Source organism: Halorhabdus sp. SVX81, assembly GCF_029207715.1.
Lineage (GTDB): Archaea > Halobacteriota > Halobacteria > Halobacteriales > Haloarculaceae > Halorhabdus.
In genome coordinates this window covers 864083-878624 of record NZ_CP104322.1, presented here as the reverse complement: position 1 = coordinate 878624, position 14542 = coordinate 864083, and the positions used below count along the sequence as shown (strand labels likewise).

General features: G+C 66.7%; 16 protein-coding genes. 8 read left to right on the top strand and 8 right to left on the bottom strand.

Annotated features, from left to right (window positions below; all coding sequences use genetic code 11):
- Positions 1 to 2 precede the first annotated feature (2 nt).
- The 4 genes from ilvD to tmcA form a co-directional block, all read right to left on the bottom strand.
- Positions 3 to 1742: a dihydroxy-acid dehydratase gene (gene ilvD / locus SVXhr_RS04300; protein ID WP_275739768.1), complete on the bottom strand. Its 1740-nt coding sequence runs from the start codon at positions 1740 to 1742 to the stop codon at positions 3 to 5.
- A 70-nt stretch (positions 1743 to 1812) separates the two neighbouring features.
- A complete protein-coding gene (locus SVXhr_RS04295; RefSeq protein WP_275739766.1) occupies positions 1813 to 3288 on the bottom strand; it encodes an MATE family efflux transporter in 1476 nt (491 codons plus the stop codon).
- A complete protein-coding gene (locus tag SVXhr_RS04290; RefSeq protein ID WP_275739765.1) occupies positions 3285 to 3428 on the bottom strand; it encodes a hypothetical protein in 144 nt (47 codons plus the stop codon). Before SVXhr_RS04290 ends, SVXhr_RS04295 begins: the two co-directional genes overlap by 4 nt.
- Positions 3429 to 3501: 73 nt before the next feature.
- Positions 3502 to 5817 carry a tRNA(Met) cytidine acetyltransferase TmcA gene (tmcA, locus tag SVXhr_RS04285; protein ID WP_275739762.1) on the bottom strand — a complete coding sequence of 772 codons (2316 nt, stop codon included), beginning with the start codon at positions 5815 to 5817 and terminating at the stop codon, positions 3502 to 3504.
- A 258-nt stretch (positions 5818 to 6075) separates the two neighbouring features.
- On the opposite strand from tmcA, the gene rpl7ae reads away from it, so the two are divergent.
- From rpl7ae to ndk, 4 genes are read left to right on the top strand one after another with little or no spacing between them, the layout of a single operon-like run.
- Entirely contained in the window at positions 6076 to 6438 is a 363-nt protein-coding gene (rpl7ae, locus tag SVXhr_RS04280) for a 50S ribosomal protein L7Ae (RefSeq protein WP_275739760.1), read from the top strand.
- 11 nt (positions 6439 to 6449) lie between these two features.
- Entirely contained in the window at positions 6450 to 6677 is a 228-nt protein-coding gene (locus tag SVXhr_RS04275; protein ID WP_275739758.1) for a 30S ribosomal protein S28e, read from the top strand.
- Positions 6677 to 7093 carry a 50S ribosomal protein L24e gene (locus tag SVXhr_RS04270; protein WP_275739756.1) on the top strand — a complete coding sequence of 139 codons (417 nt, stop codon included), beginning with the start codon at positions 6677 to 6679 and terminating at the stop codon, positions 7091 to 7093. Before SVXhr_RS04275 ends, SVXhr_RS04270 begins: the two co-directional genes overlap by 1 nt.
- The gene (ndk, locus tag SVXhr_RS04265; protein WP_015788518.1) at positions 7090 to 7572 is read left to right on the top strand and encodes a nucleoside-diphosphate kinase; all 483 of its coding nucleotides are present in this window, start codon (positions 7090 to 7092) and stop codon (positions 7570 to 7572) included. Before SVXhr_RS04270 ends, ndk begins: the two co-directional genes overlap by 4 nt.
- Positions 7573 to 7651: 79 nt before the next feature.
- Here the strand turns inward: ndk and SVXhr_RS04260 are convergent, their stop codons facing one another.
- The 4 genes from SVXhr_RS04260 to SVXhr_RS04245 form a co-directional block, all read right to left on the bottom strand.
- Positions 7652 to 8110: a universal stress protein gene (locus tag SVXhr_RS04260; protein ID WP_275739754.1), complete on the bottom strand. Its 459-nt coding sequence runs from the start codon at positions 8108 to 8110 to the stop codon at positions 7652 to 7654.
- Positions 8111 to 8196: 86 nt separating this feature from the next.
- A complete protein-coding gene (locus SVXhr_RS04255; RefSeq protein WP_275739752.1) occupies positions 8197 to 9216 on the bottom strand; it encodes an amidohydrolase family protein in 1020 nt (339 codons plus the stop codon).
- Between the two features lie 70 nt (positions 9217 to 9286).
- The gene (locus SVXhr_RS04250; protein ID WP_275739751.1) at positions 9287 to 10510 is read right to left on the bottom strand and encodes an HD domain-containing protein; all 1224 of its coding nucleotides are present in this window, start codon (positions 10508 to 10510) and stop codon (positions 9287 to 9289) included.
- A gap of 153 nt (positions 10511 to 10663) precedes the next feature.
- Complete coding sequence (locus tag SVXhr_RS04245; RefSeq protein WP_275739749.1) at positions 10664 to 11191, bottom strand: protein phosphatase; 528 nt, start codon at positions 11189 to 11191, stop codon at positions 10664 to 10666.
- 126 nt (positions 11192 to 11317) lie between these two features.
- Here SVXhr_RS04245 and cofD point away from each other — a divergent pair, with 126 nt between their 5' ends.
- Genes cofD through SVXhr_RS04225 form a run of 4 tightly spaced genes read left to right on the top strand, consistent with a single transcriptional unit; the run spans position 11318 to position 14524 of the window.
- Positions 11318 to 12310: a 2-phospho-L-lactate transferase gene (gene cofD / locus SVXhr_RS04240; RefSeq protein ID WP_275739747.1), complete on the top strand. Its 993-nt coding sequence runs from the start codon at positions 11318 to 11320 to the stop codon at positions 12308 to 12310.
- The gene (locus tag SVXhr_RS04235) at positions 12307 to 13092 is read left to right on the top strand and encodes a tRNA-dihydrouridine synthase (RefSeq protein ID WP_275739745.1); all 786 of its coding nucleotides are present in this window, start codon (positions 12307 to 12309) and stop codon (positions 13090 to 13092) included. The genes cofD and SVXhr_RS04235 overlap by 4 nt, the downstream gene beginning before the upstream one ends.
- On the top strand, positions 13089 to 13931 hold the full coding sequence (locus tag SVXhr_RS04230) for a triphosphoribosyl-dephospho-CoA synthase (RefSeq protein ID WP_275739743.1): 843 nt from the start codon (positions 13089 to 13091) through the stop codon (positions 13929 to 13931). The genes SVXhr_RS04235 and SVXhr_RS04230 overlap by 4 nt, the downstream gene beginning before the upstream one ends.
- Complete coding sequence (locus SVXhr_RS04225) at positions 13928 to 14524, top strand: DUF447 domain-containing protein (protein WP_275739741.1); 597 nt, start codon at positions 13928 to 13930, stop codon at positions 14522 to 14524. The genes SVXhr_RS04230 and SVXhr_RS04225 overlap by 4 nt, the downstream gene beginning before the upstream one ends.
- The last annotated feature ends 18 nt before the right edge of the window (positions 14525 to 14542 follow it).

Here is a 14542-nt window from a genome sequence, read left to right as displayed (position 1 = left end):
ACTCAGTCGTCCGCCGGTGTCGACGTGCCATCGGACGGCACCTGGATCGACGGCGTCGGCAGGTCCGGCACTTCCAGGACCCCACCAGTGGCGGCGCTGGTTGCCATCGCGGCGAACCGTTCGAGGTTCCCGCTTGCCTCGAGTTCCGGCGGTTCCCACTCGGCGGCCCGCTCGCGCAACTCCTCGTCCGAGACCTCCAGCGACAGCACGCCCTCGTCGACGTCGATCCGGATGGTATCGCCCTCTTCGACCAGGGCGATCGGGCCACCCGCGGCCGCCTCGGGACTGGCGTGGCCGATGGCCGCGCCGCGCGTGCCGCCCGAGAAGCGGCCGTCGGTCAGCAGCGCGACTTCGCCCGAGAGACGCGGTGATCCGCTGATCTTCGAGGTCGGTTCGAGCATCTCGGGCATGCCGGGGCCGCCCTTCGGGCCCTCGTAGCGGATGACGACGAAGTCGCCGGGCTCGATCGCACCCTGGTCGTAGGCGTCGAGCATCGCCTGCTGGGACTCGAAGACCCGTGCGCGGCCTTCGAATTGGTGCATGTCCTCGTCCATCGCGCCGGATTTGACGACCGCGCCCTCGGGCGCGAGGTTCCCCCGGAGCACTGACAGGCCGCCCTCCTCGTGGACGGGATCGTCGCGGGGCTGGATGACCTCGCCCGGTTCGTCGCCTTCCGTTAGGCGCTCGCCGATGGTCTTCTCGTCGACGGTGGGAAGATCGAGGTGGAGGAGATCCTCGATCCGACGATAGAGGGCCGGCAATCCGCCATCCTCGCGGAGGTGTTCCATCCGCCAGGGCCCGGCGGGACTCATGTGTGCGAGGTGGGGCGTGCGTGCCGCAATCTCCTCGAAGTCGGTGAGCGTGATATCCAGGCCCGCCTCCTGGGCGATGGCCGGGATATGCAGCATGGTGTTCGTGGATCCACCCAGGGCCAGATCGACCGCGACGGCGTTCTCGAAAGCCTCCCGCGTCAGGAACTCGGAGGGGCGGACGTCCTGCTGGACGAGGTCGAGAATCTGCCGACCGCTCTCGCGAGCGATCTCGAACTTCCGCTCGTCGGTCGCGCCGTGGGTCGCACATTCCGTCCAGGAGAGTCCGAGCGTCTCCGTGACGCAAGCCATCGTGTTCGCGGTGAACATCCCGGCGCAGGATCCCTCGCCCGGACAGGCGTTGCATTCGAGTTCATAGAGTTCGTCGTCGGTCATCTCGCCTTCCTCGTACTGGCTGACGCCCTCGAAGACGGTCACGAGGTCGGCCGGTTCGTCCTCGAACTCGCCGGCGGCCATGTGCCCGCCGGTGACGACGATCGCCGGAATGTCCAGGCGAGCGATCGCCATGAGCATCCCGGGGACGATCTTGTCGCAGGACGCCAACGCGATGATCCCGTCGAACTGGTGGGCGTTGGCCATCAGTTCGACCGAGTCGGCGATGACTTCCCGGGAAGGCAGCGAGGAGCGCATCCCCTCGTGACCCATCGCAATGCCGTCGTCGACGGCGATGGTGTTGAACTCCAGGGGCGTCCCGCCAGCCTCGCGGACGCCTTCCTTGACGTACTCGGCGAGTTCGTCCAGGTGGACGTGGCCGGGGACGATCTCGTTCCAGGAGTTGGCGATCCCGATGTGGGGATTGTGGATCTCCTCGTCGGTCAGTCCCGCCGCGCGAAACAGCGATCGGTGGGGAGCGCGGTCGGCCCCTTCAGTGACCTCCGCACTCCGGAGGCCGTCTTTCTGTGAGTCGGCCATTGCTGGCGCTAGATCGGTGACTGCCCCGGGAGTAGGTTTCGGTTCGAACGTGACGTCGTTCCGGTTCGGATCAGTCGTCACCCACGGTCGGTTCGGGTTCGTCTTCGACGGGACCTCCAGATCCGGTCCCCGACGTCTCCCGGACGTCGCCGTCCCGCCAGGACCCCCGGCGATACCACAGCCAGGCGATGAGGGCACCGGCGACGTTCGAGACGAAAAAGGCGACCCAGATGCCCTGGACGCCGAGCCAATACTGGGAGGCGACGGCAGCCACCGACAGGCGGACGACGCCGAGCGTGAGGACGGCGATCGCCGCGGCGATCAGGGTCTTGCCGGCGCCGCGGAAACTCCCCGAGAACGCGCGGATGATACCGATAAATCCGAACGAAAGCGCGGTGTAGCGCATGAACTCGACGGCGATGGCAGTCACCTCGGCGTTCGGAGACAGCGGTGTGACGATCGGTCGCGGGACGAGGAAGATGATCAGGCCGAGGATCGACAGAATGGCGAACATCACCTTCGCGGCGGCGTAGGCGGCCGTTCCCGCCCGATCGGGCTTGCCCGCACCGATGTTCTGGCCGGTCATCGTCTCGACCCCCCGCCCGACGGCGATCGCCGGCAGGAAGATCACCGAGAACACGCGCGTTCCGATGCCGAAGGCGGCGACCACCGGATCCGCGAACGTCCCGACGACGAGCAGCATGGCATTGACCGACAGCGCCCGGCCGGTGGACTCGACGCTGGCCGGCAACCCGACCCGCAGCAGCGTCCGCAAATAGCCCAGATCGGGGACCATCGCCCGTGGGTCGATCGGGACGCCCCGCCGGCCGGAGAACATGATCGCCAGCCCGACGATCATCGCCAGACTGCGGGAGAAGACGGTCGCGATGGCCGCCCCCTGGATCCCGAGTTGCGGGAACGCGACGGTCCCCACGAATGGCGCGTTCTCGACGAGCGTCCACCCGTAGATAAGGAACGGGTCCAGGGCGATGTTCAGCACGACCGTCCCGAACATGACGACCATCGGCGTGATCGTGTCGCCGGCCCCGCGCATCAGGGCGATGAACACGAAGAAACCGAACATGAACGGCAGCCCCAGCGAGATGACCTGCATGTAGGCTCGCGCGCCGGGGAGCACGCTCGGCGACGCTCCCAGAAACTCGATCAGCGGGCCGACCAGCGGGAAGCCGAGCAGGCCCAGCACTGCCGACCCCAGGATCGCCCAGGTAACCGTCTGGGACGCCGCAACGGACGCCTGATCGGATTCGCCGGCTCCGGTGTGTTGGGCAACGAGGACGCTCCCGGCCACTGACAGCCCCATCCCCATCGAGATGAGCAGGAAGACGATCGGGAAGGCGAAGGTGATCCCCGCCACCGCGTCCGTGCCGGCCTCGCCCGCGATCCCGGCCAGCCAGAAGGTATCGGCGATGTTGTAGGCGACCTGGAGCAGGTTGGTGACGACGATCGGCAGCGAGAGGTAAAACAGCGGTCGCAGGATCCCGCCCTCGGTCAGCTCTAGCTCGGACTGGCCCTTGAACAGGCTCACACGTCGACCCCCGGCATCCATCCCCGCAGGTGCACGAACGTGTCCTCGAGTAAGGGCCTGATCGTCGGATCCACATCCCCGTGAGCACAGATCGCGCTACCGGCCGCTCGAAGAATCAGCTGGTTAGTCGCGCCGTCCATCAATACCCCCGCTAGCCGATCGACCGAGAAAAACGTACTGGCTGGGTAGTTGGTTCGCCTCATCCACTCCGCGTTAGCCGAATCGATCACGCTCGGACTGTGCCACGTCGTTACCGGTAGCGTCGACCAGCACCCCGACAGTAGCGCCCAGTGTACGCATACACTCCCGCTGGGAATGAAAGTCAAGCTGGTCAGTCACGGCGCTCCACGACCGGTGTTGAAGGGCTTTCGTGACCAACAATCGCTCCTGGCGGTCCGTGAGCCCGAGTTCGTCATGCGACCCGGAGCAGTACCACAGCGCCAGTTTCCCGAAGGCCTCGGGCACCGTGTCGTACAGTCCAGCCCCGTGGGGCGACCCGGCAAGTACGCGCCATTCGAACACGGAGAGATCAAGGTCCGGCGTGCCGTCGACGGTCCGAAGCACGGCCCTGACGATGTCGGGATCGAGGTCGGAGAGGGGATCCGCCAGCGTCCCCTCGATCCGGTCGCGGAACCACTCGGTGTGCCGATCGAGCAGGTCCCGACCGTCCGCTGTAGTCGCTTTCAGCATGATCGCGGAGTGCTCGCCGCTGCGCTCGTTGCGCGAGGTCGAGAGGTGGACTGACCGGTACCCGTTCTGCGCCCAGAAGTCGACGAGTGGCGGCGTCGCACCGTACCCAGTGCCGAGCCAGTCCACGTCCTCGCGGAACTCGCTCTCGATCTCAGTTAGCAGGTGTGATCCCAGTCCCCGCCCCCGGACGGCGTCGTGCGAGGCGATCCGCATCACGCGCAGGCCGACTGGCATCCCCGCGGCTTCGTCCCGGAGTTGGCTCGTCAGCACGTCCGGTATCATGTTGCCCGCGACGCGGGCACCTTCGTACATTTCAGCCCGCCGATCGGCCGACAGTCCCCCCTCCCGAGCCAGCAGGGCGACCGAGACCACGTGGCCGTTGTGAGTGAGTGCCCGCACGGTGACGTTCGGCGCGTCGAGCAACCGGGCGAGATCGGCGGGTTCCGTCCGGTAGTGCGCGACGACCAGTAGCCCGAAGACCTCCCGAAGCAGGTGCTCGTCCGCGAGCAAGTCGGTGGAGTCGATCCGTGCGTACTCGACAGTGGCCGGCGTCGCGTCGGCGATCAACTGCTCGACCGGCGGGCGTGCGTCGAGCAACAGTGCCCGGAAGGCCCAGACCTCGATCGGATCCCCCGCTGCGTACCGGATCGGTTCGTCCATCGTCCGCTCGGTCACGGCCACGTCCGACTCGGCCAGCCGATCCCGGAACCGGACGGAAAATCCCCGTCCTGCACCCTCGTAGCCGTGGACGGTTGTCGTGAACGCGACAGCAGGCGCGGCCAGGAAGGCTTCGAGAAGGCGAACCGGCAGTGCTGCAGCCTCGTCGACGATCACGGCGTCGGGTTCGTCGGCGTGAGTGATCGCGCCGGGTGGACACTCGAACCGCACGCACCCGTCACCGACAGAAATCTCCCGCGGATTGGATTCCTGATCGGGTTCGATCGGGACGCCGACTGCCGCCGCGAGTTCTTCGACGCGGGCGAATAGTTCGCCTGCACTCCGGTACTGGGGAGCAGTTACGAGCACGTCCTGGCCATCGAGGGCGAGACTCCCGGCTGCTAGCCCGGCCGCGCTGGATTTCCCGCGACCCCGGTCAGCTTCGATCACCACAGCGTTGCCCGCTTCACGGAGAGCTTCGAGCGCCGAGAGACACGCGACCTGATCCGCCGTCAAGCACGCGTCGTAGGCAGCGCTCGGAAACGTGTGACTGTCGGGAACCGGTGGGTCGTCGCCGTCCAGTCGTGGGGCCGGACGGGTCAATCCGTCCCGCTCGACACGATCCGCCTCGGTGTCGACGATGGCGATCCCCGGATGGGCTCGAAGCGTCTCGACGAGTCGGGACCGGAAGTGTCCAGTCACGTCCGCCCGGTCGAATGGAGGGACCGAAAGCGATTCGTCGAACGCGTCCCGGCGGTCGGGCCACCGGTCGAGCGGCGGGGCGAGCAAGACGAGCAGGCCCCCACCGTCGACCGCACCGACGACGCAACCGATGGCGCTGGGATCACACCGTTCGTGGCAGTCAAGGACGACCACGTCACGGGTTCGGCCGAGAAGGCGGTCAGCATGAGCCGGTTCGAGGTGTTCGACGTGAGTCTGATCGAAACGTCCAGATTGAGACGGTTCGGGGGATTCGCCAGCCAGGAGGGCGACTGGACTGACGGTACTGACGGTTTCGTCGGCGTCGAGGACCGTTTGGACGGCTGTCGCGGCGGCCGATCGCGTGCTTGCGGGATCGCCGTGAATGACAAGTAGCCGGCGTTCGCCGGCGTTCCGGGCCTCCGCGCGGAGCGGGGCGACCACGTCCTCGATCATGCTTTCGCCATAGGTGAGTGCGCACATGGAACCATCGATCCAACGGGTGAGAGACAGCGGCTCCCGACGGTCGTGTGGCGGGCTCACACGCCCGTGCGGCTTCGAAAGCGCTTTTACGTCCGCCGGACCACGTTCGGGTACAGCCTGCACGGGGTTGATGATACTCCTAGCCATCTAGGACTTTCGCGCCGCCTCGATCTCCGGGGCGACGCCGGGATCGGCCCGTCCGGGGACGGTCCCGACGGCGGGGGAGTGTGAGCCCACGTGCAGGAGGTGATCCAACCCATGCCAGTATACGTCGATTTCGATGTTCCCGCGGATCTCGAAGACGACGCCCTCGAGGCGCTCGAGATCGCGCGAGACACAGGTGGAGTAAAGAAAGGAACCAACGAGACGACCAAGGCGATCGAGCGCGGCAACGCCGAGCTCGTCGTCGTCGCCGAGGACGTTCAGCCGGAGGAGATCGTGATGCACATTCCGGAGCTCGCTGACGAGAAGGACGTCCCGTATCTCTTCGTCGGCGCCCAGGACGACCTCGGTCACGCGGCGGGCCTCGAAGTCGGCTCCGCGGCGGCCGCCATCGTCGATTCGGGCGACGCCGACGGCGACGTCGAGGACATCGCCGGGAAGGTCGAGGACCTCCGCTGAGGTGATCACGCATGAGCGCTGAGGAGTCCACCGACGACGGATCCACGCCCGCCGAGGTCATCGAGGTCGTGGGCCGGACGGGGATGCACGGCGAGGCCATGCAGGTCAAGTGCCGCATCCGCGAGGGCGAGAACAAGGGCCGAATCATCACCCGCAACGTGCTCGGTGCCGTGCGCGAGGGGGACGTCCTCCAGCTGCGCGAGACCGCACGCGAGGCGGACGCCATCGGAGGCCAATAATGCCACAGACACGCGAATGTGACTACTGCGGCGCGGACATCGAGCCCGGCACCGGGACGATGTTCGTCCGGAAGAACGGGACGACGATCCACTTCTGTTCGTCGAAATGCGAGAAGAACGCCGACCTCGGTCGGGAGGCACGCGATCTCTCCTGGACGGAGGCCGGTCGCGGAACGGGCGGCGACGCTGCCGCCGAGCAGCAAACGGACACCGCCGACGCTGACGAGCAAGTCGAGGAAAGCGTCGAGGCCGAAGCGTCCGAAGCCGACGAGGAGACCGAGGACGCCGAATCCGTAGACGACGAGGCCGAGGCGGACGAGGCCGAAGACGACGCTACCGAAGACGCTGAATCTGCGGACGCCGACGAATCCGGAGATGACGCCGAAGCCGAGGAGCCGACGGAGGCTGACGCATGAGCCATCACGACGAGCGCACGTTCGTCATGGCCAAGCCCGACGCTGTCCAGCGCGGACTCATCGGCGAAATCGTCTCCCGACTCGAAGAGCGCGGCCTGAAACTCGTCGGCGCGAAGTTCATGCAGATCGACGAGGACCTCGCTCACGAGCACTACGGCGAACACGAAGACAAGCCCTTCTTCGACGGACTCGTCGAGTTCATCACCTCCGGACCGGTCATGGCGATGGTCTGGGAAGGTGCCGACGCGACGCGGCAGGTCCGCCAGATGATGGGCGCGACCGACCCCGCCGAGGCCGCCCCCGGCACGATCCGGGGCGACTACGGGCTCGATCTGGGGCACAACATCATCCACGGCTCGGACAACGAGGACCCCGGAGCGAACGAGCGCGAGATCGAACTGTTCTTCGACGACGAGGAACTGGTCGACTACGAGCGCGCCGACGCCGAGTGGGTCTACGAAGACACCGGCGATCACTGATCGCCGATTCGCGGCCCGACTTTTCAACGACCGCTGAACCGAGCAGTCGCGTCACTCCGGGGTGAACGCTCCCGTCACATCATTCTTCAGGACTGCGTACTTCCGGCGGTTCGCCGACCCGATAGGTCAACACCGGCACTGGCGCAGACCGGATCACGCGCTCGGCGACACTGCCCAGGAGGAGTCGATTGAGCCCGCCCCGGCCGTGGGTGCCCATGACGATCAGGTCGACGGCCGCGTTTTCGGCACGGGCGACGATTTCCCGGCTGGGTGCCCCCTCGACCAATGTCGTCTCGACCGTCACAGCCTCGCCGGCCAGCTCCTCGATCTCTGTGAGCGCTTGCTCTGCCTCCTCGCGTAACATGCCGGAGACGGCTTCCCAGGACGTGTCCATCGGCATTCGACTCATCGTCGCCGTATCCAAGACGTACAGTCCGTGGACGGTCGCGTTGTGAACCGCTGCCAGTTCCAGGGCGTGCTCGATCACGGGCTCGATGCCGTCTGACCCATCAGTCGGAACCAAAATTCGATCATACATGATTGTCTATGTATGTACGCCGGCATCCGGCTTAAGAGCTAATGTAAGCCAGATGAGTTGAAGGGTCGATATCCGCCAAAATGTGTTCAGTCGCCGAGAATCACGTCGGTCACGTCGTCGACGCCGGCCCGGCGGACGACCGCACGGACGACGTCTTGAGCACCGGCGAGATTGTCCGAATCGCCGTCGAGCACGATCAGTCGGGCGTCCCTGCCTGCTTCGATCACGCCGGCGTTCAGGCCGGCGATTTCGGCTCCGGCGACGGTCGCCATGCCGAGAACCTCACGCGCGGAGATATCGTAGAGTTTGGCGGCGAACTCCATCTCGCGGAACATCGACGGGCTGTTGAGCATCACGTTGTCCGTACCGAGTGCGACCGTCGTGCGGTCGAGCAACTCCCGTGCCGGCGCGACGCCGGCGTCGGTGACGAGGTTCGAGCGCGGACAGAGGACGACCGGGACCTTCTCGTCGTCGAGGCGCTCGTAGTGGAGGGCTTCGAGATGGACCATGTGGACGAGAAAGTCAGGATCGAGGTCCAGCGCGGGATTGACGTCGTCGCTGTCGCGCTCGCCGGCGTGAATGCCAAAGAGCTTGTCCGCCTCACGGGTCGCCGTGCGTTCGGCGCCAAACTCCCCGTCGCGCGCCCCGCTGGCCCCGAACCCGTCGGCGGCCGCCATCGCATCGATCGTCTCCCGACCCAGGATGACGCCCTCGATAGCGAGCCCGTCAAGCGCCGCCTCGATCGCCTCGACGCCCGCAACGCCGCCCTCCCGGAACTCGACGAACGCCCCGGTTCCGGCCCGTTCCATAACGGAAAGCGAGCGCCGCATGGCGGCGATCAGTTCGTCCTGGCTGGCCTCCCGGAGTAGCTGGTGTTTCAGCCCGTCGGGCGGGGCGACGAGTTCGTCGAGGCTGAGGCCGGCCCCGGCCTCCTTGGCGATCGAATCGCCGATGTGCGTGTGGGCGTTGACGAACGCCGGGAGAATGATCTTCTCGCTGTGTGTAGTGGTCTCCTCGACGGCGGTGATCTCACCGTCCTCGACGACGACGCGGCCTTCGACCGGCTCGAAGTCCCGCCCGCGAAGAACCGTCCCTTCCAGTTGCATATTCAGTGCGTTGGGGTAAGCGGGGTTTGACAGTTTCGAGAGTGCAAAGCTCGGGCCGAGCGACGAACCGTCACTCGAACTCGTCCAACGTCGCGTGAATGCCCCGGGGCGTGTCGGTGACGCGTGCGCCGTCGATGTCGAGCCCGAGCGTCCGCACGGCGGCGTCGCCGACGCGCTCGCGGGCGTCCCGTGGGGCGTAGACGCCGAGTCGCCAGCGGTCGCGCTGGGCCGCCTGTAGCGCCCGGACGAGCGTCGACTGTTCGTCGAGGCGTCGCACAGTCCCGTTGACGAGCACACGCGAACTCGACTCGGCCATCGAGGGGTCCGGTGGCACGTCGAGAATCACTGCCGCCGGATCGACGCCCGCCTCTTCGGCGATATCCCGCTCTCGCTCGCGGATCGCCGCTTGCTCCATCTCCAGCAGATCCTCGGGGACAGCGCCGCGTTCGGCCCAGACCGCTCGCTTGTAGAGGTCGCGGTAGGTCAACCGCCGCCCGATCTCGGCCGTCTCCGCGGTCGAGCGGAGCGTCACGAGCAGTTCCGCGTCGTCCATCCGCCGGAACGTCGCGGGGGCCGTCTCCGTCGCTTCGAGAAGCCGGGCACTGGCACGCCGGAGCATCGCCTTGGCGATGCGGGCAACGTGATGGCTGTACACCGTCGGCGTCATCAGCGCGCGAGCGAGCAGGAGGCTCTCGGCCGTCTGGACGTTGCCCTCCGCGAGCACCAGCTCCCCGTCCCGGAAGCGCAGTTCCCGAACCAGCCGCCCGTGGTCGATCGTACCGTAGGGAACACCCGTATGGTGGGCGTCCCGGACGAGATAGTCCATCCGGTCGACGTCGAGTTCGCCGGAGACGAGTTGGCCGAGCTCACCGTCCCCAGCCACGAGGTCGGCGACGGCATCGGGGTTCAAGCCGTGCTCGGTCAGGACCCGTGCGACCTCGCCGTCGCCGATCAGGTCGTGGACGTCGTCGTGGTACTTGCCCGTGTGGCGATGAATCAACCCCTCGACGTTGTGGCTGTAGGGGCCGTGACCCACGTCGTGCAACAGCGCAGCCGCCCGAACCCGTTCGGCCTGCTGGCCGGAGATACCGAGGTGGGCCAGCGCCTGATCGGCGAGATGATAGACGCCAAGGCTGTGTTCGAAGCGGGTGTGGTTGGCTGAGGGATACACCAGCGTGACCGTGCCGAGTTGGCTCACGTGTCGGAGTCGCTGGAGTGGCGGCGTATCCAGCAGCGACAGCGCCACGCCCTCGACCTCGATGTAGTCGTGCACGCTGTCCTTGATCGTCTTCATGATCTCCCGTAGGACGGGTTCCCTCAAAACAGTGGGTGGCTCTGTCGTCGACAGCGTCGAACAGCCGGCTCAACGCAGTGAGAAATGAAGAATCAAGCAGTGCACTCGGCGATTGCGACACAGTCAGCGCCGCGGACGCGACGGCAACCCAGTTCAGCCGACAGTCGCCAGGTGATCGAGGAGTTCCTCTTCGGTCGTCGGGCCGTCTTCGATAGGCTCCTCGGGAAACCGACCCATCTCCTCGACGGTTTCGACAGCCGGTTCGGCCCCGTACCCGCGGCCATAGACCAGCCAGGCAGCCAGTACCTGTCCGGTGCGACCCAGTCCCGAGAGTCCCTGGACGACAACTGGCGCTTCCCGCCGAACGGATGCCTCGAGGAACGGTAAGATGGTGTCCTCCAGCACGGTAGTGTCCCCCAGCCGTCGATCCAGTAGCGGCGCGTGAATGACATTGTCCGCACCGAACACCGCGACGTAGCGATCCAGGTTGTACCGACACCCGTCAGAACCACCCCCCGGTAACAGACAGCAGACCCGTTGGATTCCCCGGTCACGCATGAACTCGAGCCAGGCCGAGACCGCCGTCTCGTGGTCGACAGCCGAATGCCAGCCCGGCGCAGCCGCCCCATAGACGTACTCCTCTTCGGGGGCAGCCGGCGCGAACCGATACGCATCGTCCATGTCTGTCCAGCCGCCGTCCATACCCTTGAGTCTATGTCCCCAATTCTCAGGATTGAAAGTGGAACTGTACTGACGAGTCCGGCTGCCGAAGACACGCTTATGAGGACGCTGGCCGCAACAGCCGATATGGGTACATTCCTGGCCGGCGGGACGGGGACACCGAAACTCCTCGCCGGCACTGACGACATCTTTCCGCCCGCGGAGACGACCGTCGTCGCCAACACCGGCGACGACGTCGAACTCGGCGGGTTGCTGGTCTGTCCCGATGTCGACACGTGTCTCTTTCAAGCGGGCGAAATACTCGATACGGCCACCTGGTGGGGCATCGCCGAGGACACGGCCGAGACTCACGAATATGTCCGGACGTTGACCGCGGAGGCTGGTCTCGACGGCGGGCCGCGATATCTCGCCGACGACCGCCAGACTGCCGGCCGGGAACTCGCCCGGTGGCGGCGGTTTTCGGCCGTCGGCGAGTTCATGCACATCGGCGACCGCGATCGGGCGATCCACACGATGCGGACGAGTCTCCTCGACGAGGGGTATACCCTCACGGAGGCGACACGGATCCTTGGCGACGCACTCGGGGCCGACCGTGAGATCCTGCCGATGAGCGACGATCCCGTCGCCTCGATCGTCCACACGCCAGACGGACCGATGCACTTCCAGGAGTTCTGGGTGGCCCACGACGGGACCCCCGCGGTCGATTCAGTCGAATTTCGCGGTGCCGAGTCGGCAACAGCGACTGATGCAGTCTCCGACGCGCTTTCCGACCCGGTGGTTATCGGCCCGTCGAACCCGATCACGAGTATCGGGGCGATGACGGCCATCGACGGGATCGCGGCTGCCCTCCGGGAAACGCCAGTGGTCGCCGTCTCCCCGTTCGTCGAGGACCAGGTCTTCTCCGGCCCCGCGGCGAAACTCATGGATGCGGCGGGGTACGAGCCCTCGACGGCGGGTGTCGCGGCGGCCTACCCATTCGTCGACGCATTTGTTCTCGACGACGCGGACGGAACCGACCTCGATCGACCGACAGTCCGGACGGACACGACCCTCGATACCCGGGAAGACGCCGCGCGCGTCGCCAGTGCCGTCAAGACGGCACTGGAGGTGGTGACGTGACGCGTGATCGGCTCGCCTTCGAGCCGCGAGTGGCCGCCGCCAGCCTGAGCGGGGCGTCCGACGCCGCATGGGCAAAAGCAGCTATCCCGCACGTCGGCGCGGCGTTTCTCGGCGGCCTGGCAGTCGACGAGTCGACCCGTGAGGCTGCCCGGGAGATGGTCCAAACGCGCGACCGCGAGGAGTTCCTGCCCGCAGATCCGTTCGCGTTCGCCGATCAGCAGTTGGACATGCTGGCGGATGCCCCGCTCGTCGCCGGGGTGAACGTCCGGAGCAGTTCGCTCGCCCCACTCGAACGGATCGCCGAGATCTGTGCCGACCGAGGTGCGATCTGTGAAATCAACGCACACTGCCGACAGGCCGAGATGTGCGAGACGGGGGCCGGGCAGGCGTTGCTGTCCGATCCGGACCGGCTCGCCGAACAGGTCGAGGCCGCGGCCCAGGCAGGCCCGAACGTGAGCGTCAAAGTCCGAACGGAAGTGGACGGCCTGGACCTCCCGGCGATCGCCCGGCAGGTCGAAACGGCGGGAGCGGACATGATCCACGTCGACGCCATGGACAGCGAAGGCGTCGTCGCCCAGATCGTCGCGGCGACGGACCTGTTCGTCATCGCCAACAACGGCGTCCGCGACCGGGAGACGGTCCGCGAGTACCTGGCCTACGGCGCGGACGCCGTCAGCGTCGGGCGACCGAGCGATCGTCCCGCGGTGCTCACGCGGGTCCGAGAGGCGACCGAGGCGTGGTTCGAAGCGGACGAGACAGCGACAGGGGAAGCCACACAATGACCCGTCCCGTCGCCCAACAGGCCGAACTCGCGCTCCTGCTCGAAGTGGCGACGACGCCCACACCGGGCAACGTCGATCGACACCGCGATCACGATACGCTCCGGTTCGAGCACTTTCTCGCGGGTGCCGTGGGCGCGAGCGAGGGGCTTGGAGACCTCGCCGACCCTGACGGGCCGCCGATCGGGGTGGCCTTCGAGCATGCCGTCTCCGGCATGAGCAACCAGTCCGGCGGGAACACCCAGTTCGGCGGGTTGTTGTTGCTCGCCCCCCTGGTCCGGGCTGCCGTGCTTGGGGATCTGACTCCGGAACGGGCCACAGCCGTCGCCGAAGGGACCGGCGTCGAGGACGCCGCCGGCTTCTACCGGGCGTTCGAGCACGTCGATGTCGCGGTTGCCGACCCACCCGAGGACATGGATGCCCTGGACGTTCGTCGTGGGCGCGATGCCGTTCCCGAGATTCGGGACCGAAACCTGTCACTGTTTGACGTGCTTGCTCGATCAGCCGATCACGACGGCATCGCTCGCGAGTGGACGACCGGGTTCGAGCGGACCTTCGACGCCGCGGATCGCCTGCCAGCCCGCGACGGACCGCTCCTCGATCGTGCCGCCGACGTGTTTCTCGACCTGCTCGCAGCCGACCCGGACACCTTCGTGGCGATCAACCACGGACAAGAGACGGCCAACGACATCCGGGAGCGGGCTGAAGCCGCCCGGGACGGACGTATCGATCCCGAAACGCTCGCCGACGAACTCGTCGCCGAGGGGATCAACCCCGGAACCACGGCCGACATCCTGGCCGGCGGGCTGTTCGTCGCGCTCGAACGGGGGGCCGAAGTGTGAGCGACGGGTGGCCCGTCGAATTGCGTGGGATCACCGAGTCAGTCGTGACGACGCGGGGGCCCGACGGGACGTACAACGTCGCCGCGCTGGGGCTTTCAGCCGGCGATCCAGTCACCGCCACGACGTGGGGGCAGACACGAACGCGTCAAAATTTCGAGCGTGAGGGGGAGGGATACGTGCAGTTCACTCGCGATCCGGTGGATTTCGTCGAAGCGGCGCTGACTGTCCGGGAAACCGATGAGCCGGTCCTCCCGACGGCCGACGCCTGGGCGCGGGTGACGACCGAGGAGATCGACACCGGCACGGAAGACGGCACCGAGTGGGTAAAATGGAGGCTCGACCCGATCGAATCGGCGATCGAACGCGAGACAGTTTCAACGACGAATCGGGGATACGCCGCCGTGATCGAGGCGACGGTCGCGGCCTCCAGACTCGGCGTTCCGGCCTACGACGACGACCGCCTCGCGGCGCGGCTAGCGTACTTTTCGGACGTCATCGAACGATGTGGCGGCGAGCGCGAACAGGTGGCCTGGCAGCGCCTGGAGGGGGCCGTCGATCTCCCCGAAGGGGACCGGCGATTCGAATCCTTTTAGGCCCCGAGTCGGTAAGAA